Here is a 19,941-nt window from a genome sequence, read left to right as displayed (position 1 = left end):
CCCGCCGTCTACATCCGAAACAACCGGACCTGTGAAGGTCAGGCCGTGGGTCAGGCCTGCTCGGCCTCGGCGGCCGGAGCCTCGACGGCCTCGGCGGCGTCGGCGGCCTCGGCGTCGGCGACCTTCTCGGTCTCGGCAGAGGTCTGGACCTCGGCCTCGTCAGCCTTCTTCTCACCCTCGAGCAGGTCGCGCTCCCACTCGGCGAGCGGCTCGCCCGCGGCCTTCTCGCCCGGCTTCGAGTCGCCGGTCGCGGCGCCGGAGCGGGCGATGAGGCCCTCGGCGACAGCGTCGGCGATCACGCGGGTGAGCAGGGTGACGGAGCGGATCGCGTCGTCGTTGCCCGGGATCTTGTAGTCGACCTCGTCGGGGTCGCAGTTGGTGTCGAGGATCGCGACGACCGGGATGTGGAGCTTGCGCGCCTCACCGACGGCGATGTGCTCCTTCTTGGTGTCGACGATCCAGACGGCGCTCGGCACCTTCTGCATCTCGCGGATACCACCGAGGGTCTTCTCCAGCTTGGCCTTCTCGCGGGAGAGGACCAGGAGCTCCTTCTTGGTGAGGCCGGAGGCGGCCACGTCCTCGAAGTCGATCTGCTCGAGCTCCTTGAGGCGCTGCAGACGCTTGTAGACGGTGGAGAAGTTGGTGAGCATGCCACCGAGCCAACGCTGGTTGACGTACGGCATGCCGACACGCGTCGCCTGCTCGGCGATGGCCTCCTGGGCCTGCTTCTTCGTACCGACGAACATGATGGAACCGCCGTGGGCGACGGTCTCCTTGACGAACTCGTAGGCGCGGTCGATGTACGACAGCGACTGGAGCAGGTCGATGATGTAGATGCCGTTGCGCTCGGTGAAGATGAAGCGCTTCATCTTCGGGTTCCAGCGACGGGTCTGGTGACCGAAGTGGACGCCGCTCTCCAGCAGCTCCCGCATCGTGACGACGGCCATGGCCGTATCTCCTTGAGTTTCTCGGTTATGTCCTGACGCCCCGACGCGCCGTGCCACGAGGGACCGAAAAGGCGCTGCCACGACTTTTGAGGGTGGTGGCGGGGCGTGCGAAGTCGACCCGGTGACCCGGATCGCCATAGGAAGTGTACGGGACCCGGGGGGCGCCGGGTGACGGCGCTGTCCACAACCGGCTGGTATTCCACAGATATCGACCATGATCCCCATGAACCGGGCGCCCGCGGGAGCGTGATCCCCATGCACCTCACGACACTGCTCCTCATGGCCGCCCTGATCTGGCCGGTGGGACCACCGCGCCCCGAGATCATCCGCGGCTGGGAACCTCCGGCCGGCCCGTACGGCCCGGGCCACCGCGGCCTCGACCTGGCCGCCCCTCCGGGCACCCCGGTCCACGCGGCGGCGTCCGGCGTCGTCACCTTCGCGGGCCGGGTGGCCGGCCGGGGAGTCCTCACGATCACCCTGCCGGGCACCGGGGACCCACCCCTGCGGACGACCTACGAACCGGTGACACCGACCGTCACGGCAGGCACCACCGTCACCCGCGGCCAACCGGTGGCCACACTCGCGGCCCCCGCGACAGATGACCCCCACTGCCCGGAGTCCTGCCTCCACTGGGGCCTCCTGCGCGGCGACTCCTATCTGAACCCCCTGCTCCTCCTGCACCGAAGCCCGTCGAGACTCCTGCCGGTGACGGGGGTGCCGTAGGCGTGAACGGGGTGCCGTAGGCGCGGCAGGGGTGCCTCAGGCGTGAACGGGTGCCTCATCCGTGACAGGGGTGCCGTGGCGCGGCAGGGGTGCCCTGGCCATGGCCGAGGACCGACACGCAGCCGGGGGGTGGGGAGGGGAGGGGGGCGGGGGGGTCAGCCCCCGACGCCTCGGAGCGCCATGGAGACCGCCGCGTCGGCGATGTCGTCCGGCTCCTCCGCCGCGCCCAGCTCGATACGGCGCACGGCCGCGTCCACGACGCCCTGGAGGAGCATCGCGCCAAGGCGGGGCTGGGCCTGGCCCAGGTCCGCGAGGGCTTCGACGATCATGGCGACGAGTCCGCCGTGGGCGGCGCGGATCTTCTCGCGGGCGCCGTCGTCGAGCTCGCTCGCGGAGATCGCGACGACCGCCCGGTGGCGGCGGTCGCCCACCAGCTCCAGCTGCTTGCGTACGTACGCCTCGACCTTGCCCTCGGCGGTGTCGGCCTGGGCCATCGCCGCTTCGACCTCGGCCGCCCAGACGGGGAAGTCGACGGCGCACAGTTCCTCGACGACGGCCGCGCGGGAGCGGAAGTACTCGTACACCGAGGAGCGGGCGAGGCCCGTACGCTCGGCGAGGGCGGGGAAGGTCAACGCCTCCGTACCGCCTTCGGACAGCAGGGATCGCGCGGCGTCCAGCAGGGCGCCGCGCTGCATCGTCCGGTGCTCGGCCACACTGGCCGCTCGAATCCTGGGCACGGCACCACTGTACGACCGGCCCCGCGGCGTCAGCGTCCTACATCGGCCAGCTTGGCGCGCAGCTGCAGGACCGACTTGGTGTGGATCTGGCTGACCCGGCTCTCGGTGACGCCGAGGACGTGGCCGATCTCGGCGAGGGTGAGGCCCTCGTAGTAGTAGAGCGTGACGACGGTCTTCTCGCGCTCGGGGAGCGTGTTGATGGCGCGGGCGAGCAGCCGTCTGAGCTCGCGGTCCTCGGCCACCTCGACCGGGTTGTCGGCGGCGGTGTCCTCCAGCGTGTCCATGAGGGACAGGCGGTCGCCGCCCTCGCCTCCGACGTGCAGCAGCTCTTCCAGCGCCACGACGTTCGCCAGGGACAACTGGCTGAAAACGGCGTGCAGTTCCTCCAGGGCGATGCCCATCTCGGCGGCGACCTCGCTCTCGGAGGGGGTCCGCCGCAGTTGGGCCTCGAGGGTGGCGTAGGCGCGCTCGACGTTGCGTGCCTTCTGGCGCACGGAGCGGGGGATCCAGTCCAGGGCGCGGAGTTCGTCGATCATCGCGCCGCGGATGCGGGTGATGGCGTAGGTCTCGAACTTGATCGACCGCTCGACGTCGAACTTCTCGATGGCGTCGATCAGCCCGAAGACTCCGGAGGAGACGAAGTCGGCCTGTTCCACATTGGACGGCAGTCCGACGCTGACGCGGCCGGCGACGTACTTCACGAGCGGGGAGTAGTGCAGGATCAGCTGTTCCCGCAGCCGCTCGTCGCCCGTGTCCTTGTACGAGCGCCACAGTTCGTCGAGCGATGTCGGTGCCGGCGGTCGCACGGTGCCTCCCCGGGCTGCTGGGGGCACCGCCGCACGGTCGGACCCGGAGGTGTGCTGGGGCATGCGTTGCCTTGAGCCGTTCTGCTGTGGAGTGGGTCGGTGGGGTGTGTCCGGTAGGGAATCCTGGTGAGCGTAGCGTGACTGGACTGTCGCGGTGAGCGAACCTCTGCGGATCGCGCCGGTCTGGGTGGGCCCCCTCGTCCACATCTTCGAACCCGGGCCGTGGCGCGTGTCGGCCCCTCGGGTGCGGCCGAGAGAACTCGATTGTTCATCGCCATCACCTTTTCACCCGAATGCTCCAGGTCAAGTACCGCCTCGCCGCAGGTTCGCTCCTTCTGTGGGGGTGTTCGTCAACTGCCAGTCACCGCCTTGCCGTTCGACGTACCCCAGGGAGTGCAGTTCGTACAGCCTGGCGAGGGTGTCGTCGGGGGTGGTTCCGGCGCGGTCGGCGATCTCGGGTACGGGGGTGGGCCGGCCGGCGGGGAGGGCTTCGAGGACGCGGGCGGCGTGCGGGTCGAGGAGGTCCCTGGGCAGGACTGGTCCTCGGCGGGCGGGGGCGAGTTGGCCCATGTCGCCGACGAGTTCGATCACTTCGGCGGCGTCGGTGACGAGGGTGGCCTCGCCTCGTAGGAGTTCGTGGACGCCTGCGGAGAGTCCGCTGGTGACGGCGCCGGGGATGCCCATGGTGTGGCGGCCGAGGCGGTGGGCGCTGCGGGCGGTGACGAGGGAGCCGCTGCGGTACTGGGCCTCGACGACGACGGTGCCGCGGGTGAGGGCGGCGATGACGCGGTTGCGGAGGATGAATCTGCTGGGCGTGGGGTGACTTCCTGGTGGCAACTCCCCTACGACGAGGCCCTGTTCGGCAATACGGCCGATGAGTCCGGCGTGGCCGCGGGGGTAGGGGACGTCGACGCCGCAGGCGAGGACGGCGACGGTGGCGCCCTGGGCGGCGAGGGCGCCTCTGTGTGCCGCGCCGTCGATGCCGAAGGCGGCGCCGGAGACGACGACCCAGCCGCGTTCGGCGAGTCCGGAGGCGAGGGTGGTGGCCATGTGCGCGCCGTAGGGGGTGCAGGCGCGGGCGCCGACGACGGCGACGGAGCGGAGTGCCCAGGTGCGCAGGTCGGCCGGGCCGCGGATCCAGAGCCCGATGGGGCGGGTGTCGCCGAGGTCGTCGAGCTGCCGGGGCCATTCGGTGTCGCCGGGGATGACGAGTCGGCCGCCGTGCCGTGCGGCGGCGTCGAGGTCTCGTCGTGGTTCGACGGTGGCGGCGCGCCGTCGCCATCCGTCGACCCGTTTCTCTCCTGTGCCCGGGAAGGGTCCGGTGCCGGGGCGGGCGTCGTGTCCGGCCCCGGTGGGCTCGCGCAGGCGCCGGAGGAAGCCCGCGGCCCCGTATCGGCGGAGCCAGCGGCCGGCGTGTTCGTCGCCGGGTTCGACGATGCGCGTGAGGGCGGCGCGGGCGAGGCGTTCCTCGTCCGGGTTGATGCGCGCGAGGCGTTGTTCATCCGGGGTGGTGCGCGCGAGGCGTTCCTCGTCCGGTGCGGCGCATGCGAGGCGTTCCTCGTCCGGGGTGGTGCGGGGTGTTCCTTCGGTGGCGTGCTCTTCGTCCGGGGTCATGAGTAGTCCCCCCTTCCGGCTCCGACGGGTACGCCTCGGGCGATGCCGGTGCGCAGTTGGAGGGCGAGGTCAACGTCATGGGCGTCGGGGCGGTCGTGTCCGGCGAGGTCGGCGACGGTCCAGGCGACGCGGAGGACCCGGTCGAGGCCGCGTGCGGTGAGCAGCCCGCGTTCGATGTCGCGTTCGGCGGCGGCGAGGGCCCCTGGGCCGACGGTGTAGCGGGTGCGCAGTTCGTGGCCGGGGATTTCGCTGTTGATGTTCCAGGGGGTGTCGGTGAGGCGGTGCGCGGCGCGGGCGCGGGCTTCGCGGACGCGGTCGGCGACGGTGGCGGTGGGTTCGCCGCGGCCGCCCTGTCCCAGGAGGTCGGATCGGGTGACGGGTTCGGCTTCGACACGGATGTCGATGCGGTCGAGGAGGGGGCCGGAGAGTCGTGCCTGGTAGCGGCGGATGAGCAAGGAGGGGCATTCGCATCCGGCGCCGTGGAGGGTGTGCCGTCCGCACGGGCAGGGGTTGGCGGCGAGGGCGAGCAGGAAGCGGGCGGGGAGGCGGACGACTCCGGCGGCGCGGGCGACGACGACGTGTCCGGATTCGAGGGGCTGACGCAGGGCGTCGAGGGCCTTTCCGGAGAATTCGGGGGCCTCGTCGAGAAAGAGCACGCCTCGGTGCGCGAGGGAGACGGCGCCGGGGCGTGGGAGGCCGTTGCCTCCGCCGACGAGGGACTGCATGGTCGCCGAGTGGTGGGGAGCGCAGTAGGGGGCTCGGCGGACGAGGGGTTCGCCGGGCGGGAGGATGCCGGCGACGGAGTGGACGGCGGTGACTTCGAGGGACTCCTGTCGGGTGAGTGGGGGCAGGATGCCGGGGAGTCGTTCGGCGAGCATGGTCTTGCCGGCTCCGGGTGGCCCGGAGAGCAGGAGGTGGTGGCTGCCTGCTGCTGCGACCTCCAGGGCTCGGCGGGCGTTGTGCTGTCCTGCGACGTCGGCGAGGTCGGGTCCGTCGGCCGGGTCGGCGGCGAGGCCGGTGCCGACGCCCGCGCCGGGGACGAGGAGTCCGGCGAGCATGGCGTCGGGGCGGCCTTCTTCGGCGGGTTCCTCCTCGGGGACGGGTTCGTCGGTGAGGACGGCGATGAGTTGGCGCAGGCTGCGGACGCCGAGGACGGACACTCCGGGGACGAGGGAGGCTTCGCCTGCGGTCTGTTCGGGGACGACGACATGTTGATAGCCGGCTTCGGCGGCGGCGAGGACGGCGGGCAGGACGCCGCGGACGGGCCGGACGCGGCCGTCGAGCCCCAGTTCGCCGATGAGGACGAGGTCGGCGATCACCCTGGGGTCGATGCGCTCGGCGGCGCCGAGGACGGCCGCGGCGACGGCCAGGTCGAATCCGCTGCCGCCTTTGGGGACGGAGGCGGGGCTGAGTCCGACGGTGAGCTTCTTCTGGGGCCATTCGGCGTCGGAGTTGACGATGGCGGCGCGTACGCGGTCGCGGCTCTCGGTGAGGCTCTTGTCGGGGAGTCCCACGAGGGTGAAGGCGGCGACTCCGGCTTCGAGGTCGGCCTGGACTTCGACGACGACGCCTTCGACGCCGACGAGGGCGACGGAGCAGGTGCGGGCGAATCCCATCAGGCCACCCCCTGGGCGTGGGTGACGACGGGGGCGCCGCGGCGCGGCAGGACGATGCCGATGAGGTCGATACGGACGCCGCCGTCGGGCGGTGGTCCGCCGTGGCGGTCGAGCCAGCAGGCGGCGAGCCGTTTGAGCCGGTCGGCCTTGGTGGCGGTGACGGCGGCCATGGGGTGCTCGAAGGCGCCTTCCCGGCGCGTCTTCACTTCACAGATGACGAGGGTGTCGCCGTCGCGGGCGACGATGTCGATCTCACCGGTGCGTCCGCAGCGCCAGTTCCGCGCGAGGACGGTCACCCCGGTCTCGGCCAGCCGGCGGACGGCCAGCTCTTCCCCGTACTGCCCGAGTGCGTTCGTCGCGTTGGTCGAGCGGCGCGGGCTCGTCGAGCCCGTCGCGCCGGACGGGCTCGTCGCGCCGGTCGGTTTCGTCGCGCCGGTCGGTTTCGTGGCGCTGGTCGGGCTCTTCGCGTGGATCGGGTTCGTCGCGTGCGTCGGATTCATTCGGTACCACCTCCGGTACCGACTGTGACGCTCCGCGACGCTCCGTGTGGATCTTGGTGGACGGTCGCTCGTCTGTGGAAAACCGCCTCACCCTCGCGAGTGGTTTCAGCTGCCGGGAAGCTCCAGGTCGCTCTTGTTGAGCTCCTCGATGTTCACGTCCTTGAATGTGAGCACCCGGACCTGCTTGACGAACCTGGCCGGCCGGTACATGTCCCAGACCCAGGCGTCGGCCATGGACACCTCGAAGAACACCTCGCCCTGGACCGAGTGCACCTGCATCTCGTAGTCGTTGGTCAGGTAGAAGCGCCGCTCGGTCTCGATCACGTATTTGAACAGCCCGACGACATCGCGGTACTCCCGGTAGAGCTTCAGCTCCATCTCGGTCTCGTACTTCTCGAGGTCCTCGGCGCTCATGGCATGTTCCCCTTCAGCCGTGCGTCCACCTATTGTGCGCCAGCCGCTCGCACCGCTAAACGATTTCCGGGGCGAGCACCACCGGTGCACTCGGCGGTCCCTCGTCGAGCAGCCTGTGGAGCAGCTCGGCGAGTCTGGTCGGGTACACCGTCTCACGCGCCGCCGACAGTTCGGCGGAGGTCCACCACCTCAGCCCCGCGACACTGCGCGCCTCCAGCTCGGTGAGCCCGCCCGGGGCCGTCGCGGTCTGGGTGGTTCGTGCCAGGTAGTACCACTCGTCCTGGTCCCAGCGCCGCCCGTCGAAGGGGAAGGAGCAGATCCGCTGCCAGACGACCGGCCCGAGTGCGACCTCGGTGATCCCGGTCTCCTCGGCCAACTCGCGCAGCGCAGCCTCTTCGCGGGTCTCGTCGCCCTCCAGGCCGCCGCCGGGTGTGAACCACCACGTCTGGTCCGGGTCGTCGGGCTCGTACCCGTGCAGGAGGAGGATGCGGTCGTCGGGGTCGAGCAGCACGACCCGCGCCACCCGCCGCAGCTCCCGCCCGGCCGCCGCAGCCGAACCGGCACCCGAGCCCGGCACCCCGGCAGCCGAACCCGCCGCCCGGGAAGCCGAACCCGCAGCCGCCCCGGCCGAACCCTCCGTACCCGTCATGTACCCACCGTCTCCCTCGCGGTCTCCCTGCGGGACCGTCCGCCCAGCCGCTGCGCCAGCGGCCCGTACGCGGCCCCGGCCAGGATCAGTACACACCCGAAGACGATCGCGTAGAAGAGCAGCTTCACGGGCCCGGGCTGCGACACCCCGCCCGGCAGCGCCGCGAAGCCCGCCGGCCGTGCCAGGACACCGTCCATGGGCCACGCGATGGCATCGACCCGGGCGGTGACCGCGGAGCGCGGCACGGAGCCCTGACCGGCCTCCTGGAGGTGGACCCGGGAGTCGAGGGAGTTGTGCCGCTCGTCGCCGAGGAGGAAGAGGCTCCCCTCCGGGACGGTCGCGGAGAACTCCTGTCCCGAGGCGGGAGCTCCGGGGCGCAGATACGTCTCTTCGACCGCCTTGCCGTTGACCGTGAGCCGGCCGTCGGCGTCGCAGCAGGCGACCGTGTCGCCGCCGATGCCGACGACCCGCTTCACCATCGGCATGTCGCCCCACAGCGGGTCCTTGAAGACGACGATGTCGCCTCGCCGCACCTCGTCGCCGTCGATGCGCTGCGCCAGGACCTTGGAGCCGACGGCCAGGGTCGGGGTCATGGAGTCGCTGGGCACGGTGTACGGCTGGTAGAGGACTGCTCCCCAGGCGAATCCGCCGAGGAAGAGCACACAGCCGACGGCCACGACCAGTCCCGACAGCACGCTGCCGAGGCGGCCGCGGCCGCCGTCCGTTCGTATCGTTCCGCTCATCCCAGCGCTCCCCACCCTCACGGTCGGTTCGTCGATCTGGGACGGCACCCTACCCGCGCGTTGCTACTGGGCGGTATGCCGAGTGGCGAGCCTCTTCCTGCGCCACAGCACCAGGGGCAGTGCGCCGGCGAGTCCGGCCGCGCCCGGGGCCACGGCCAGCGCCTGGCTCAGTCCGGGCTGGTCGAAGGTGCTCGGCACGGGCAGCGTCGCCCAGCGGGTGACCGGCCAGGCCACGACGACCGCGCGTCCGACGACCTCGTCGTTCGGGACCGTGCCACCGCCCGGGAGGTTCTGGTGGTACCGGGAGTCCAGGGAGTTCTGCCGGTTGTCGCCCATCACCCAGATGCTGCCCTCGGGGATGGTGATCGGTCCGAAGGGCTTGTCGCCGCAGGGCGAGGAGCCGGGGTAGATGTACGAGGTCTCGTCCAGGGTCTTGCCGTTGAGGATGACCTTGCCGCCCTCCTTGCAGGAGACCGTGTCGCCGCCCACGGCGATGACCCGCTTGATCAGGTCCTTCTCCGCCGGGTCGGGCATCAGGCCGATCCAGCTCAGGAACGTCTGCAGGGCGTTCGGGTCGGTGGTGAGCTCGCCCTCCAGCCAGCCGCCCGGGTCGTGGAAGACGACGACCTCGCCGCGCTCCGGCTCGGAGCCGAACCAGGGGGTCAGCTTGTCCACCAGGACCCGGTCGCCGCGCTGCAGCGTGTTCATCATCGAGTCCGAGGGGATCGAGAACGCCTGCACCAGGAAGGTCTTGATCAGCAGCGCGAGCAGCAGCGCGATACCGATCAGCAGGGGCAGTTCCTTCCAGAAGGAACGCGGCTTCTTCGTGGGCCTGCCGGTCTCACCCGTCTGGTCGCCCTGTTCGTCCTGCCCGGAATCGCCCTCGCCGTGCGCCGGGTCGGCGTCCTGCGGGCCGGAGGAGTCATCCCTCATGGCCACCGACGATTCGCCGAGCCGCTCGGGCCTCTCCTCCGGCTCGTCGTGTCCGGATCGTGCGCCGACGGCCACATCCCCCACATCCACTCCTCAGTCCGTGCATATGCCTGCCCCAGAACAGGGACAGGCCCACCACTCCCATAACGAGCGGGAGTTCCGCAGGGGTCGGGAGCCAGGGCAATCCGTTCAGATTCCGCGAAGACACACTATGCGACACGCCGTGTGCGGACACAGCGCCCGAACTGCCGTCCGGCACGGCCGCGAACGTGTCCGGTTCCTCCAGTCGGCGCCAGTGGCTCACGGGCCAGGCGATCACGACGGCCCGGCCCACCACGTCCTCCTCGGAGATCGTTCCCTGGTCCTTCTCGTCGAGGTGGAAGCGGGAGTCGGCGGAGTCCGACCGGTGGTCGCCCATCACGAAGATCCGGCCGGGCGGCACCTTCACCTTGAACTTGATCTTCGAGGGTTCGTTGCCCGGGTGCAGATACGGTTCGTCCAGCGGTACGCCGTTGACCGTGATCCGGCCGTCCGCACCGCAGCACGCGACCGTGTCACCGCCGACCGCGACGACCCGCTTGATCAGGTCCTGCTCGTCGGCCGAGGGCAGCAGCCCGATGAAGGTCAGGGCCTGCTTGACCTGCTTGACGCCGATCGGATCCTCGGCCGTCGGCGCCGTGTCCTCCTGGAGCCAGTTTCCGGGGTCCTTGAAGACGACGACGTCGCCGCGTTGCGGCTTGGAGCCGAACCAGGGCGTGAGCTTGTCGACCAGGACCCGGTCGTCGATCCGGATCGTCTGCTCCATGGAGCCGGACGGGATGACGAAGGCCTGGACGAGGAAGGTCTTCAGGACGAGCGCGATCAGCAGGGCGACGGTGATCAGGAGCGGGATCTCTTTGACCGCGGATCGCTGCCGCCTCCGCTTGACCTTGCGGGCGAGCCTTCGCCGCTCCGCCCGGCCGGGCAGCGCACGGCTGCCGTCCGTCGGTCGCGTGCCGGTGGGCAGCCGTGAGTCGGCGCGGTGTCCGCCCGACCGGCCCCGGTTACCCATGGCCACCCGCCGCGGGAGCGGGTACGGCGTCGAACGCCCCGGTCTCCGGTACCCCGGCCCAGCGGCCGAAGGGCCAGCCGATCCAGTCCGCGCGACCGATCACGCGCTCCACGGGGACCATGCCGCCGCCCGGCTGTCCGAGGTGGTCGCGGGAGTCGCTGGACTGGCTGCGGTGGTCACCCATGACCCACAGGGTCCCCTGGGGGACGACGATGTCGAAGGGGACCTTCGAGGGGGCGTCGCCCAGCAGGACGTACCGCTCCTCGACGGGCACGCCGTTGACGGTCAGCCGGCCGTTGCCGTCGCAGCAGACCACCCGGTCGCCTCCCACGCCCACCACGCGCTTCACGAAGTCGGTCTCGGCGGGCTCGGCGAGGCCGAGGGCCGCGGCCGCGCCGTGCAGCGCACCGGTGACCGGGTTCTCCTCCGGGGCCTCCTGGAGGAAGGACCCGGTGCCGTCGAAGACGATGACGTCACCGCGGCGCGGCTGGTCGCCGAAACGGTACGCCAGCTTGTTCACGAGGATGCGGTCCCCCACCTGGAGGGTGGGTTCCATCGAGCCGCTGGGGATCAGGAAGGGCTGCATCACGAAGTGGCTCAGGAGCAGCAGGAAGACCACGCAGACGCCGCCCACGACGCCCGTACGGCGCCAGGACCATCCCCCGGTCTCCCCGTCCCGCTCCGCCGGCCCGGAAATACGCGCGGAGCGCGACCGCTCCTCCGTCTCGGAGGAGCGGTCGCGCTCCGTGTGCTGTGCTTCGGTGTCCATCGGGGGCAGAGCCTATCCGGCCGCCCTGAGAATCATCGCTCCGAAGCCCCGCGCGATCGGTGAGCCGGAGCTCAGTTGTCGCGCTTCTCCTTGATCTTGGCAGCCTTGCCGCGCAGCTCACGCAGGTAGTAGAGCTTGGCGCGACGGACGTCACCGCGGCTCACGAGCTCGATCTTCTCGAAGATCGGGCTGTTCACCGGGAAGGTGCGCTCGACGCCGACGGAGAACGAGACCTTGCGGACCGTGAAGGTCTCGCTGACGCCCGAGCCCTGGCGGCGGATGACGACACCCTTGAACTGCTGGATACGGGAGCGGTTGCCCTCGATGACGCGCACGTGGACGTTCACGGTGTCGCCGGGACGGAAGGCGGGGAGGTCGGTGCGGAGCGAAGCCGCGTTGACCGAGTCGAGCAGGGAGGCCATGGTGGTCTCTTTCCTCGCTGATGCCACAGGTCATCAGCGGAACGTTCGAAAAGGAGATGGAGCGCCGTGCGTACCGGGCGGGCGTCGTCCCCCTGTGGCAGGGGCGCTCGCCGGACACACAGCAGCGGCCTATTCTTCCACGGCGTCGGGCCTGCGCCAAAATCGGCCACCGGGCTCCGGGGCCCAGCCGAGCAGGGAGAGGATCTCCCGGTCCTTCTTGTCGAAGACGGCGGGGTCGCAGCGTTCGATCAGGTCCGGCCGGTTCGCCGCCGTACGGCGGAAGGCCTCGTCGCGGCGCCAGCGCGCGATCTTCCCGTGGTGCCCGCTGAGGAGCACGTCGGGGATGGCGCGGCCGCGCCACTCGGGGGGCTTGGTGTAGACGGGGCCTTCCAGGAGGTTGGCCATGGCCCCGGGGGCGAAGGAGTCGTCACGGTGGGACTCGGCGTTGCCGAGGACACCGGGCAGCAGCCGGGCCACGGCCTCGGTGATCACCAGGACGGCGGCCTCCCCGCCGGCCAGGACGTAGTCGCCGATGGAGACCTCGTACACCGGCATGCGGGTCGCGTACTCGTCCATGACGCGCCGGTCGATGCCCTCGTAGCGGGCGGGCGTGAAGATCAGCCAGGGGCGCTCGGAGAGCTCGACGGCGAGTTCCTGGGTGAAGGGGCGTCCGCTCGGGGTGGGAACGACGAGGACGGGGCCGTGTGCGCCCGTCTCGAAGCCGTCGGCGAGGGTCTGGTCGAGTGCGTCGCCCCAGGGGTCGGTCTTCATGACCATGCCGGGGCCGCCGCCGTAGGGGGTGTCGTCGACCGTGTTGTGCCGGTCGTAGGTCCACTCACGGAGGTCGTGGACGTGGACGTCGAGCTGTCCACGCGCGCGTGCCTTGCCGACCAGGGAGACGTTCAGCGGTTCCAGGTACTCGGGGAAGATCGTGACGACGTCGAGCCTCATGCGTGGTCGTCCCCGGAGGTGTCCTCGTCCCGGGAGGAGACGATCTCGGCGCGGTCGTCGATCAGCCCGGGCGGCGGGTCGATGACGGCCCGCTGCTTGTCCAGGTCGATGTCGGTGACGATCTCCTCGACGAAGGGGATCATCAGCTCGGTGCCGTCGGGCCGCTCGACGATGAAGAGGTCCTGGGACGGCAGGTGGGAGATCTCGGTGATCCGGCCGATCTCGGTGCCGTCGGCGAGCACGACGTCCAGGTCCATGAGCTGGTGGTCGTAGTACTCGTCCTCGCCCTCCGGCGCCTCGTCGGGGTCGACGTCGGCGATCAGCAGGGTGTTGCGCAGGGCCTCGGCCCCGTTGCGGTCGCGGACGCCCTCGAAGCGGAGCAGCAGCCGGCCGCTGTGGACCCGGCCGGTCTCGATGGTCAGCGGCCCGGCGGTGGCCGGGTCGGTGACCAGGACGGCTCCGGGCGCGAGCCTGAGCTCGGGCTCGTCCGTACGGACCTCGACGGTGACTTCGCCCTTGATGCCGTGGGCGCGGCCGATCCGCGCGACTACCAGCTGCACGACTTCATTCTCTCCTGTCCGACGACGACGGGCCGGGGCGGGCCCGAAGGCCCTCCCCGGCCCGTGCCGGTGTGTCCAACTTGTTCAGCGGACCTGATCCACGTCGACGAGGTCGACGCGGATGCCACGGCCGCCGATGGCGCCCACGACGGTACGCAGTGCACGCGCGGTGCGGCCGTTCCGGCCGATCACCTTGCCGAGGTCGTCGGGGTGGACCCGGACCTCGAGCACGCGGCCGCGGCGCAGGTTGCGCGAGGCGACCTGCACATCGTCAGGGTTGTCGACGATGCCCTTCACGAGGTGCTCGAGAGCCTCCTCGAGCACGATCAGGCCTCGGTCGACTCGGTGGACGCGGCCTCGGCCTCGTCCGCCTTCTTGTCGGCCTTCTTCGCCTTCGGGGTGATGGCCTCACCCTTGGCGTCGTCGCCCTCGAGGGTCTTGGCGAACGCGTCGAAGGAGGCGCGCTTGTCCTCCTTCGTCGCCGGCTGCAGCAGCGGCGCGGGGGCCGGCAGGCCCTTGTGCTTCTGCCAGTCGCCGGTGAGCTTCAGGATGGCGAGGACCGGCTCGGTCGGCTGGGCGCCGACGGACAGCCAGTACTGCGCACGCTCGGAGTCGACCTCGATCTTCGACGGGTTGTACGTCGGGTGGTACAGACCGATCTCCTCGATCGCACGACCGTCCCGGCGGGTGCGGGAGTCGGCGACGACGATGCGGTAGTGCGGCTGGCGAATCTTGCCGAGGCGCTTGAGCTTGATCTTGACTGCCACTGGAGTGGTGTCTCCTGGTCTTGACGTGGTTGGGCACATGAGATGCCACGTGGGGTTGCGGTACTCGGGTGCCCGATGGACGCGTCAGCCGGAGGAGAGAGGGGTCCTGTGCGACTGTCGAGTACAGCTAGCCATTGTGCCACACGCCGGTGGCAGGCCGGACCCGGCCCACACACCGGCTCAGCTGGCCGCACCCACCGTTTCCGGGATACGGAAGGGCTTGCCGCAGCCGCCGCAGACGATGGGGGCCTGGGCGAGGACGGAGGGGACCACGCGCACGTTCCGGCCGCAGTCGCAGACGGCCTTCACGCGGACGCCGCCGCCGGAGGATCCGTGGCGCGCGGCGGGGCCCCGGAAGGAGCGCTTGGTGTCCGCGGCCGTCGCGACGGTGTGGGCCTTGAGGGCGCGCTGGAGGCGTTCGATCGTGGGCCGGTACCGGCGCTTCGCCTCGGGGTTGAGCGTGACCAGGGAGAAGCCGCTGCTGGCGTGCGGCTCCTCAGGGTGGTCGAGGCCCATCTCCTCGGCGATCGCCAGGAATCTGCGGTTGTGGTAGCGGCCGGCGCGTGAGGTGTCACGGACTCCTCGGGCGGCTGCGATGCCGTGGACTGCCTCGTGGAGCAGTCGCTCGAAGGAGAGTTCGGCGCCGCAGGCGGACGAGGACTCTCCGATCAGGGACTCGGGCGCGGCAAGATCCGGCAGTTCGGGGTGGTGCCGCTGAATGTCGGCCCACGCCTGTGCCAGCTCTGCGGCGAGAACAGGTGGTGTCGTGCTCACGTCGCGTACAACGAGCCGAAGCGCTCCCGGGTTCCATTCCGGGGCATCCCAAATAATTTGCACGTACCCGTCAGTTGCCGTTCATGCGTCCGGACGAGGGTCAGTGCGCCGATCTGCGGAGAAGGCTCGCAGGTCGCGGCAAGGTGGTGCGTAGTGGCGCATACGCGTCGGCGCGTAGCGGTGGCGTAAGCCCCGGGGGGCGGGCGCGGGCCCGATGCGGGGACAGTACCGGGTCCGGATGCAAGGCGGCGCACCGACCCTCCCCGAAGGGGAAGTGGTCCGGCGCGAGCACTGGACGCGGGGACGGATGCGCAGTTCCCTGACATACGGGGGGATGCGGGCGCACGTACACGGGGGCTTCGACCAGGCACTGATTGGGGCGCTTTCCATGACACCTACGCTCGTCCGGCACGATCCCGCGCGCGACTGGGCCGAGATCCAGGAGCGGATGCTCGTGCCGCTCTACGAGGCGGTGTACGACCGTCTCGACGTGGGCAGCGGCTCCCGGGTCCTCGGGCTCGGCTGCGGGTCGGGGCTCGCGCTGCTGATGGCGGCCTCGCGAGGGGCACGGGTCACCGGCGTGGACCGGGACCACGCGCGCGTGGAGCTGGCCAGAGAGCGGCTGCCGGAGGACGCGGGGCACGCGGTGGTCGAGGGGGATCCGTCGGACGCCGCGGTCGCCGTGGGTGACGCGGGCGGCCTGTCGCGTACCCCGTACGACGTGATCACGGCCTTCCACGCCTCGGCGGGACTCGGCCCGGCGCTGGCCGCCGTCACTCCTCTGGCGCAATCGGGCGCGACTGTCGTGCTGGCGGGCTGGGGCCCGCCCGAGCGGTGCGCGACGGCGTCGGTGCTGCGGGTCGCCGCCCGCCTGACCGGCTGGCGCCCGGCGCTCCGTGACGACCTGGAGGAGGTGGTGGCGCGGGCCGGTCTGAAGCCGGACGGATCGGGGCGGGTGGCCTGCCCGTTCGGGTACGCGGACCAGGACAGTGCGGTGCGGGGGCTGTTGTCGACGGGCGAGTTCGACGCGGCGGTCCGGGCGACGGACCCGTCCCAGGTCGAGAAGGAGATCACGGAGGCTCTGACTCCGTTCGTCCGCCGGGACGGGACGGTGTGGATGCCGAACGTCTTCCGGTACCTGATCGCCCGCGTGCCCTAGGACCGGACAGGCCCTAGCCGGCGAGGCCGCCGGGGCCGGGTGGGCGGGGACCACGCCGTCGCTCGGCAAGGTCCGGGAGACGGGCCCCAGGGCCTGATCCGGAAGACAGGCTCTAGGTCTCCTTCGCGAGGCGGGGGATGCCCGCGGCGCGGTAGGCGGCGGCCTCCTCGAGGGTTTCGTTGGCCAGGAGGGCGGTCGCCAGGGCGTCGAGCTTGTCGCGGTTCTCGCGGAGTTGGCGGATGGCGCTCTCGTAGCATTCGTCGACGATCCGGCGCATCTCCTCGGCGACCATGTCGAGTGTCGCGGGGGCGGCCGAGAGGCCGTACGCCTGCTGGGCGTCGCTGGGGATGGCCGTGAGGCGGCCGACGCGTTCGCTCATGCCCCAGCGGCCGGCCATGCCGCGGGCGATGTTGGTGACCTGTTCCAGGTCGCTCTCGGAGCCGGTGGTGACGACTCCGTAGACGACCTGCTCGGCGGCCATTCCGCCGAGCGCGCCGATGATCCGGCCGCGCAGGTACTCCTCCGTGTACGCGTACTTGTCGGCTTCGGGTGTCGACAGCGTGACGCCGAGGGCGCGGCCGCGCGGCACGATGGTGATCTTGCGGACGGGGTCGGCGCCTGGCTGGAGCATGCCGAGCAGGGCGTGGCCGCTCTCGTGGTAGGCCGTGCGGCGCCGCTCCTCCTCCGGCATGACCAGGGGTCGTTCCGCGCCGAGCTGGACCTTCTCCAGGGCGTCGGAGAGGTCGGACTGGGTGACCGCCTTCTGCTGCCTCTTGACGGCGATGAGGGCCGCCTCGTTGGCGAGGTTGGCGAGTTCCGCGCCCGTCATGCCGGGGGTGGTGCGGGCGACCTGGACCAGGTCGACGTCCTGGGCGAGCGGGATCTCCCGGGTGTGGATCTTGAGGATGGCCTCACGGCCGCCGCGGTCGGGCGGGTTGACGTGGACGATCCGGTCGAAGCGGCCGGGGCGGGTCAGCGCCGGGTCGAGCACGTCGGCGCGGTTGGTGGCGGCGAGGACGATGACGCCTTCGGAGCCGGTGAAGCCGTCCATCTCGGTGAGGATCTGGTTGAGCGTCTGCTCGCGTTCGTCGTGCCCGCCCATGCCCGAGCCGCCGCCGCGGGCGCGGCCGATGGTGTCGATCTCGTCGATGAAGATGATCGCCGGGGCGACCTTGCGGGCCTCGGCGAAGAGTTCCCGTACCCGCGATGCGCCGACGCCGACGATCATCTCGATGAACTCCGACGCAGATGCCGAGAAGAACGGCACCCCGGCCTCGCCGGCCACCGCGCGCGCGAGGAGCGTCTTTCCGGTTCCGGGCGGGCCGGCGAGGAGGACGCCGCGCGGCATCTTGGCGCCCATGTCGCGGTAGGCGGCGGGGTTCTTGAGGAAGTCGACGACGTCGTTCAGCTCGCCCTCGACCTCGTCGATGCCGGCCACGTCCTCGAAGGTGGTGCGCTTGGCGCCCGGTTCGAGTGCGACGGGTTTGGGTGGGGCCTTGCGTCCGAGCATGCCGCCCGCGCCACCCATGCCCGAGCTCATCCGGCGGGCGATGAAGATCCACAGCGCGACGAGCAGCAGCATCGGCGCGAGGGAGATGAGCAGGTTGGCGAGGAAGCTGCGCTCCTGGACGACGGGCTCGGCGGTGACGGTGACGCCCTTCGCGGTCAGCTCGCCCCAGAGGTTGTCGTCGGCGAAGGCGGGCCGCTGGGTGACGAACTTGGTGTAGTCGCCCTTGTCGCCGTTGGGCAGCGGCTGTTTGTTCTTCAGCTCGCCCTGGATGGCGTCGCCCTTGGAGTAGATCTTCGTGACGTTGCCCGCGTTCACCTGCTTGCTGAACTCGGTGTACGAGATCGTCGGTTCGTCGCCCCGGTTGAAGAACGACAGCACGAGGTTGGCGAGGAGGTAGACGACCAGGGCGGCGAGGATGAGCCCGCCCCAGCCGCCGGGCATCTTCTTCTTCGTGGGCGGGGGCGGCGGGGCCCCTTCCGAGCGCCAGGGCTGGTCGGTCCGGTCGCGCGGGGGTACGGGGTTGGCCACGCTGCACTCCTCAAGCCGACGTCGGACCCAGCTGTCAGCCCAGTATCGAAGCGTCCGACAACCCCGGCATTTCCGGCATGGCGGAGGAGTGAAAAGGGGCCCGGGGCGGTTTCACACCGCTCCGGGCCCCTCTGCTGGGCCGACTCAGCCCATGAACTTCTTGAACTCGTCCGGGAGCTCGAAGTCGCCCGCACCCTGGCCTGCGGCCGGCAGACCGAACGCGCCGCCCTGCTGGGCCTGCTCGCGGCGGGCCGCGGCGGCCTCCTCCTCGGCCTTGCGCTTCATCGGGTTACCGCTCTTGCGCTTGCCCTTGGCCTGCTTGACCTGCTTCTTCTGCCGACCAGGGCCGCCGCCCATGCCCGGGATCCCGGGCATGCCCGGCATGCCGCCGCCCTGGGCCATGCGGGACATCATCTTGCGGGCCTCGAAGAACCGCTCGACCAGGCCCTTGACCGCGCTGACCTCGACGCCGGAACCCTTGGCGATACGGGCGCGGCGCGAGCCGTTGATGATCGTCGGGTCCTGGCGCTCGCCCGGGGTCATCGACTTGATGATCGCGGCCGTGCGGTCGACGTCCCGCTCGTCGATGTTGTTGATCTGCTCCTTCATCTGCGCCATGCCCGGCAGCATCCCGAGCAGCTTGGAGATGGAGCCCATCTTGCGGACCTGTTCCATCTGGGCGAGGAAGTCGTCGAGCGTGAACTCCTGGCCCTTCTTGGACGCCAGCTTGGAGGCCATCTTGGCGGCCTCTTCCTGGCTGAAGGTCTGCTCGGCCTTCTCGATCAGGGAGAGCATGTCGCCCATGCCGAGGATGCGGGACGCCATGCGGTCCGGGTGGAACGCGTCGAAGTCGTCCAGCTTCTCGCCGTTGGAGGCGAACATGATCTGGCGGCCGGTGACGTGCGCGATGGAGAGCGCGGCACCGCCTCGGGCGTCGCCGTCGAGCTTGGAGAGCACGACGCCGTCGAAGCCGACGCCGTCGCGGAAGGCCTCGGCGGTGTTGACCGCGTCCTGACCGATCATGGCGTCGACGACGAAGAGGACCTCGTCGGGGCTGACGGCGTCGCGGATGTCCGCGGCCTGCTGCATCAGCTCCTGGTCGATGCCGAGGCGGCCGGCGGTGTCGACGATGACGATGTCGTACTGCTTGCCGCGCGCGTACTCGATCGAGTCCTTGGCGACCTGGACCGGGTCGCCGACGCCGTTGCCCGGCTGCGGGCCGTAGAAGGCCACGCCGGCGCGCTCGGCGACGACGCCGAGCTGGGTGACGGCGTTGGGGCGCTGGAGGTCACAGGCGACGAGCAGCGGGGAGTGGCCCTGGCTCTTGAGCCAGAGGCCGAGCTTTCCGGCGAGGGTGGTCTTACCGGCACCCTGGAGACCGGCGAGCATGATCACGGTCGGCGCGGTCTTGGCGAACCGCAGGCGGCGGGTCTCGCCGCCGAGGATGCCGATGAGCTCCTCGTTGACGATCTTGATGACCTGCTGGGCGGGGTTCAGCGCCTGGGAGACCTCGGCGCCGGCGGCCCGCTCCTTGACCTGCTTGATGAACGCCCGGACGACGGGCAGGGCGACGTCCGCCTCGAGGAGGGCGATACGGATCTCGCGCGCGGTGGCGTCGATGTCCGCCTCGGACAGGCGGCCCTTGCCCCGGAGATTCTTGAATGTCGCTGCAAGGCGGTCGGAGAGGGTATCGAACACGGCGGTCGCGGATCCTCGGTGTCGGGGGCGGGCGGACGGATTGCCCTCCAGGGTATCTGCCCGGTCGAAG

21 protein-coding genes and 1 pseudogene are annotated in these 19,941 nt (G+C 70.7%); 2 read left to right on the top strand and 20 right to left on the bottom strand.

Translation table 11 applies throughout. The features are described 5' to 3' along the window. Nucleotides 1–50 precede the first annotated feature (50 nt). Nucleotides 51–947 carry a 30S ribosomal protein S2 gene (gene rpsB, locus ABZ939_RS09185; RefSeq protein WP_361850947.1) on the bottom strand — a complete coding sequence of 299 codons (897 nt, stop codon included), beginning with the start codon at nucleotides 945–947 and terminating at the stop codon, nucleotides 51–53. A gap of 255 nt (nucleotides 948–1,202) precedes the next feature. Between rpsB and ABZ939_RS09180 the strand changes: the two genes are divergently transcribed. After that, a complete protein-coding gene (locus ABZ939_RS09180; protein ID WP_361850945.1) occupies nucleotides 1,203–1,670 on the top strand; it encodes a M23 family metallopeptidase in 468 nt (155 codons plus the stop codon). 155 nt (nucleotides 1,671–1,825) lie between these two features. Here ABZ939_RS09180 and ABZ939_RS09175 read toward each other — a convergent pair whose 3' ends face one another. The 17 genes and pseudogenes from ABZ939_RS09175 to ABZ939_RS09095 all read right to left on the bottom strand — a co-directional run bounded on the left by ABZ939_RS09175 (nucleotide 1,826) and on the right by ABZ939_RS09095 (nucleotide 14,976). Then, nucleotides 1,826–2,383: a helix-turn-helix domain-containing protein gene (locus ABZ939_RS09175; RefSeq protein ID WP_361851307.1), complete on the bottom strand. Its 558-nt coding sequence runs from the start codon at nucleotides 2,381–2,383 to the stop codon at nucleotides 1,826–1,828. Between the two features lie 53 nt (nucleotides 2,384–2,436). Continuing rightward, complete coding sequence (gene whiG / locus ABZ939_RS09170) at nucleotides 2,437–3,276, bottom strand: RNA polymerase sigma factor WhiG (RefSeq protein WP_361850943.1); 840 nt, start codon at nucleotides 3,274–3,276, stop codon at nucleotides 2,437–2,439. Between the two features lie 240 nt (nucleotides 3,277–3,516). After that, entirely contained in the window at nucleotides 3,517–4,827 is a 1,311-nt protein-coding gene (dprA, locus tag ABZ939_RS09165) for a DNA-processing protein DprA (RefSeq protein WP_361850941.1), read from the bottom strand. Beyond that, on the bottom strand, nucleotides 4,824–6,443 hold the full coding sequence (locus ABZ939_RS09160) for a YifB family Mg chelatase-like AAA ATPase (RefSeq protein ID WP_361850939.1): 1,620 nt from the start codon (nucleotides 6,441–6,443) through the stop codon (nucleotides 4,824–4,826). Before ABZ939_RS09160 ends, dprA begins: the two co-directional genes overlap by 4 nt. Beyond that, nucleotides 6,443–6,805, bottom strand: a pseudogene (locus ABZ939_RS09155) (YraN family protein); the annotation flags it as partial. The pseudogene ABZ939_RS09155 and the gene ABZ939_RS09160, both read right to left, overlap by 1 nt. 243 nt (nucleotides 6,806–7,048) lie before the next feature. Beyond that, entirely contained in the window at nucleotides 7,049–7,357 is a 309-nt protein-coding gene (locus tag ABZ939_RS09150; RefSeq protein ID WP_005311352.1) for a DUF2469 domain-containing protein, read from the bottom strand. A 55-nt stretch (nucleotides 7,358–7,412) separates the two neighbouring features. Then, nucleotides 7,413–8,006 (bottom strand): NUDIX hydrolase, encoded by a 594-nt coding sequence (locus tag ABZ939_RS09145; RefSeq protein ID WP_361850937.1) that lies wholly within the window; start codon nucleotides 8,004–8,006, stop codon nucleotides 7,413–7,415. Beyond that, nucleotides 8,003–8,749, bottom strand: a complete 747-nt coding sequence (lepB, locus tag ABZ939_RS09140) for a signal peptidase I (protein WP_361850935.1) — start codon at nucleotides 8,747–8,749, stop codon at nucleotides 8,003–8,005. Before lepB (ABZ939_RS09140) ends, ABZ939_RS09145 begins: the two co-directional genes overlap by 4 nt. A 63-nt stretch (nucleotides 8,750–8,812) precedes the next feature. Further along, nucleotides 8,813–9,757, bottom strand: a complete 945-nt coding sequence (lepB, locus tag ABZ939_RS09135; RefSeq protein WP_361851305.1) for a signal peptidase I — start codon at nucleotides 9,755–9,757, stop codon at nucleotides 8,813–8,815. After that, complete coding sequence (gene lepB / locus ABZ939_RS09130; protein ID WP_361850933.1) at nucleotides 9,672–10,733, bottom strand: signal peptidase I; 1,062 nt, start codon at nucleotides 10,731–10,733, stop codon at nucleotides 9,672–9,674. Before lepB (ABZ939_RS09130) ends, lepB (ABZ939_RS09135) begins: the two co-directional genes overlap by 86 nt. After that, nucleotides 10,726–11,502, bottom strand: coding sequence for a signal peptidase I (gene lepB, locus ABZ939_RS09125; protein ID WP_361850931.1), 777 nt, complete (start codon nucleotides 11,500–11,502; stop codon nucleotides 10,726–10,728). The genes lepB (ABZ939_RS09130) and lepB (ABZ939_RS09125) overlap by 8 nt, the downstream gene beginning before the upstream one ends. Nucleotides 11,503–11,573: 71 nt before the next feature. Continuing rightward, nucleotides 11,574–11,924, bottom strand: coding sequence for a 50S ribosomal protein L19 (gene rplS, locus ABZ939_RS09120; protein WP_356894105.1), 351 nt, complete (start codon nucleotides 11,922–11,924; stop codon nucleotides 11,574–11,576). A 129-nt stretch (nucleotides 11,925–12,053) separates the two neighbouring features. Next, nucleotides 12,054–12,875 carry a tRNA (guanosine(37)-N1)-methyltransferase TrmD gene (gene trmD, locus ABZ939_RS09115; RefSeq protein ID WP_361850929.1) on the bottom strand — a complete coding sequence of 274 codons (822 nt, stop codon included), beginning with the start codon at nucleotides 12,873–12,875 and terminating at the stop codon, nucleotides 12,054–12,056. Beyond that, nucleotides 12,872–13,435, bottom strand: a complete 564-nt coding sequence (gene rimM, locus ABZ939_RS09110) for a ribosome maturation factor RimM (protein ID WP_361850927.1) — start codon at nucleotides 13,433–13,435, stop codon at nucleotides 12,872–12,874. The genes trmD and rimM overlap by 4 nt, the downstream gene beginning before the upstream one ends. A gap of 84 nt (nucleotides 13,436–13,519) precedes the next feature. Next, entirely contained in the window at nucleotides 13,520–13,759 is a 240-nt protein-coding gene (locus tag ABZ939_RS09105) for an RNA-binding protein (protein ID WP_005311361.1), read from the bottom strand. A 2-nt stretch (nucleotides 13,760–13,761) separates the two neighbouring features. Further along, nucleotides 13,762–14,202, bottom strand: coding sequence for a 30S ribosomal protein S16 (gene rpsP, locus ABZ939_RS09100; RefSeq protein WP_137993109.1), 441 nt, complete (start codon nucleotides 14,200–14,202; stop codon nucleotides 13,762–13,764). Between the two features lie 180 nt (nucleotides 14,203–14,382). Further along, nucleotides 14,383–14,976, bottom strand: coding sequence for a hypothetical protein (locus ABZ939_RS09095; protein WP_030759473.1), 594 nt, complete (start codon nucleotides 14,974–14,976; stop codon nucleotides 14,383–14,385). A gap of 388 nt (nucleotides 14,977–15,364) precedes the next feature. On the opposite strand from ABZ939_RS09095, the gene ABZ939_RS09090 reads away from it, so the two are divergent. Further along, nucleotides 15,365–16,135 (top strand): methyltransferase domain-containing protein, encoded by a 771-nt coding sequence (locus ABZ939_RS09090; RefSeq protein ID WP_361850924.1) that lies wholly within the window; start codon nucleotides 15,365–15,367, stop codon nucleotides 16,133–16,135. Nucleotides 16,136–16,247: 112 nt separating this feature from the next. Here ABZ939_RS09090 and ftsH read toward each other — a convergent pair whose 3' ends face one another. Both ftsH and ffh read right to left on the bottom strand, forming a co-directional pair. Next, nucleotides 16,248–18,173, bottom strand: coding sequence for an ATP-dependent zinc metalloprotease FtsH (gene ftsH / locus ABZ939_RS09085; protein ID WP_361850922.1), 1,926 nt, complete (start codon nucleotides 18,171–18,173; stop codon nucleotides 16,248–16,250). 144 nt (nucleotides 18,174–18,317) lie between these two features. Next, entirely contained in the window at nucleotides 18,318–19,871 is a 1,554-nt protein-coding gene (ffh, locus tag ABZ939_RS09080; RefSeq protein ID WP_361850920.1) for a signal recognition particle protein, read from the bottom strand. Nucleotides 19,872–19,941 lie beyond the last annotated feature (70 nt).

Source organism: Streptomyces sp. NPDC046712 (assembly GCF_040645695.1).
Lineage (GTDB): Bacteria > Actinomycetota > Actinomycetes > Streptomycetales > Streptomycetaceae > Streptomyces.
Note: the sequence above shows the minus strand (reverse complement) of the source record. Positions and strands in the feature narration are given on the sequence as shown.

What these genes read in the sequence shown, in the direction of transcription:
- ABZ939_RS09145 (WP_361850937.1), bottom strand. Translation starts at nt 8,006, where the DNA reads ATGACGGGTACGGAGGGTTCGGCCGGGGCGGCTGCGGGTTCGGCTTCC.
- lepB (WP_361850933.1), bottom strand. Translation starts at nt 10,733, where the DNA reads ATGGGTAACCGGGGCCGGTCGGGCGGACACCGCGCCGACTCACGGCTG.
- lepB (WP_361850931.1), bottom strand. Translation starts at nt 11,502, where the DNA reads ATGGACACCGAAGCACAGCACACGGAGCGCGACCGCTCCTCCGAGACG.
- dprA (WP_361850941.1), bottom strand. Translation starts at nt 4,827, where the DNA reads ATGACCCCGGACGAAGAGCACGCCACCGAAGGAACACCCCGCACCACC.
- ABZ939_RS09090 (WP_361850924.1), top strand. Translation starts at nt 15,365, where the DNA reads ATGACACCTACGCTCGTCCGGCACGATCCCGCGCGCGACTGGGCCGAG.
- rpsB (WP_361850947.1), bottom strand. Translation starts at nt 947, where the DNA reads ATGGCCGTCGTCACGATGCGGGAGCTGCTGGAGAGCGGCGTCCACTTC.
- lepB (WP_361850935.1), bottom strand. Translation starts at nt 8,749, where the DNA reads ATGAGCGGAACGATACGAACGGACGGCGGCCGCGGCCGCCTCGGCAGC.
- trmD (WP_361850929.1), bottom strand. Translation starts at nt 12,875, where the DNA reads ATGAGGCTCGACGTCGTCACGATCTTCCCCGAGTACCTGGAACCGCTG.
- rplS (WP_356894105.1), bottom strand. Translation starts at nt 11,924, where the DNA reads ATGGCCTCCCTGCTCGACTCGGTCAACGCGGCTTCGCTCCGCACCGAC.
- whiG (WP_361850943.1), bottom strand. Translation starts at nt 3,276, where the DNA reads ATGCCCCAGCACACCTCCGGGTCCGACCGTGCGGCGGTGCCCCCAGCA.
- ABZ939_RS09160 (WP_361850939.1), bottom strand. Translation starts at nt 6,443, where the DNA reads ATGGGATTCGCCCGCACCTGCTCCGTCGCCCTCGTCGGCGTCGAAGGC.
- ABZ939_RS09150 (WP_005311352.1), bottom strand. Translation starts at nt 7,357, where the DNA reads ATGAGCGCCGAGGACCTCGAGAAGTACGAGACCGAGATGGAGCTGAAG.
- ABZ939_RS09180 (WP_361850945.1), top strand. Translation starts at nt 1,203, where the DNA reads ATGCACCTCACGACACTGCTCCTCATGGCCGCCCTGATCTGGCCGGTG.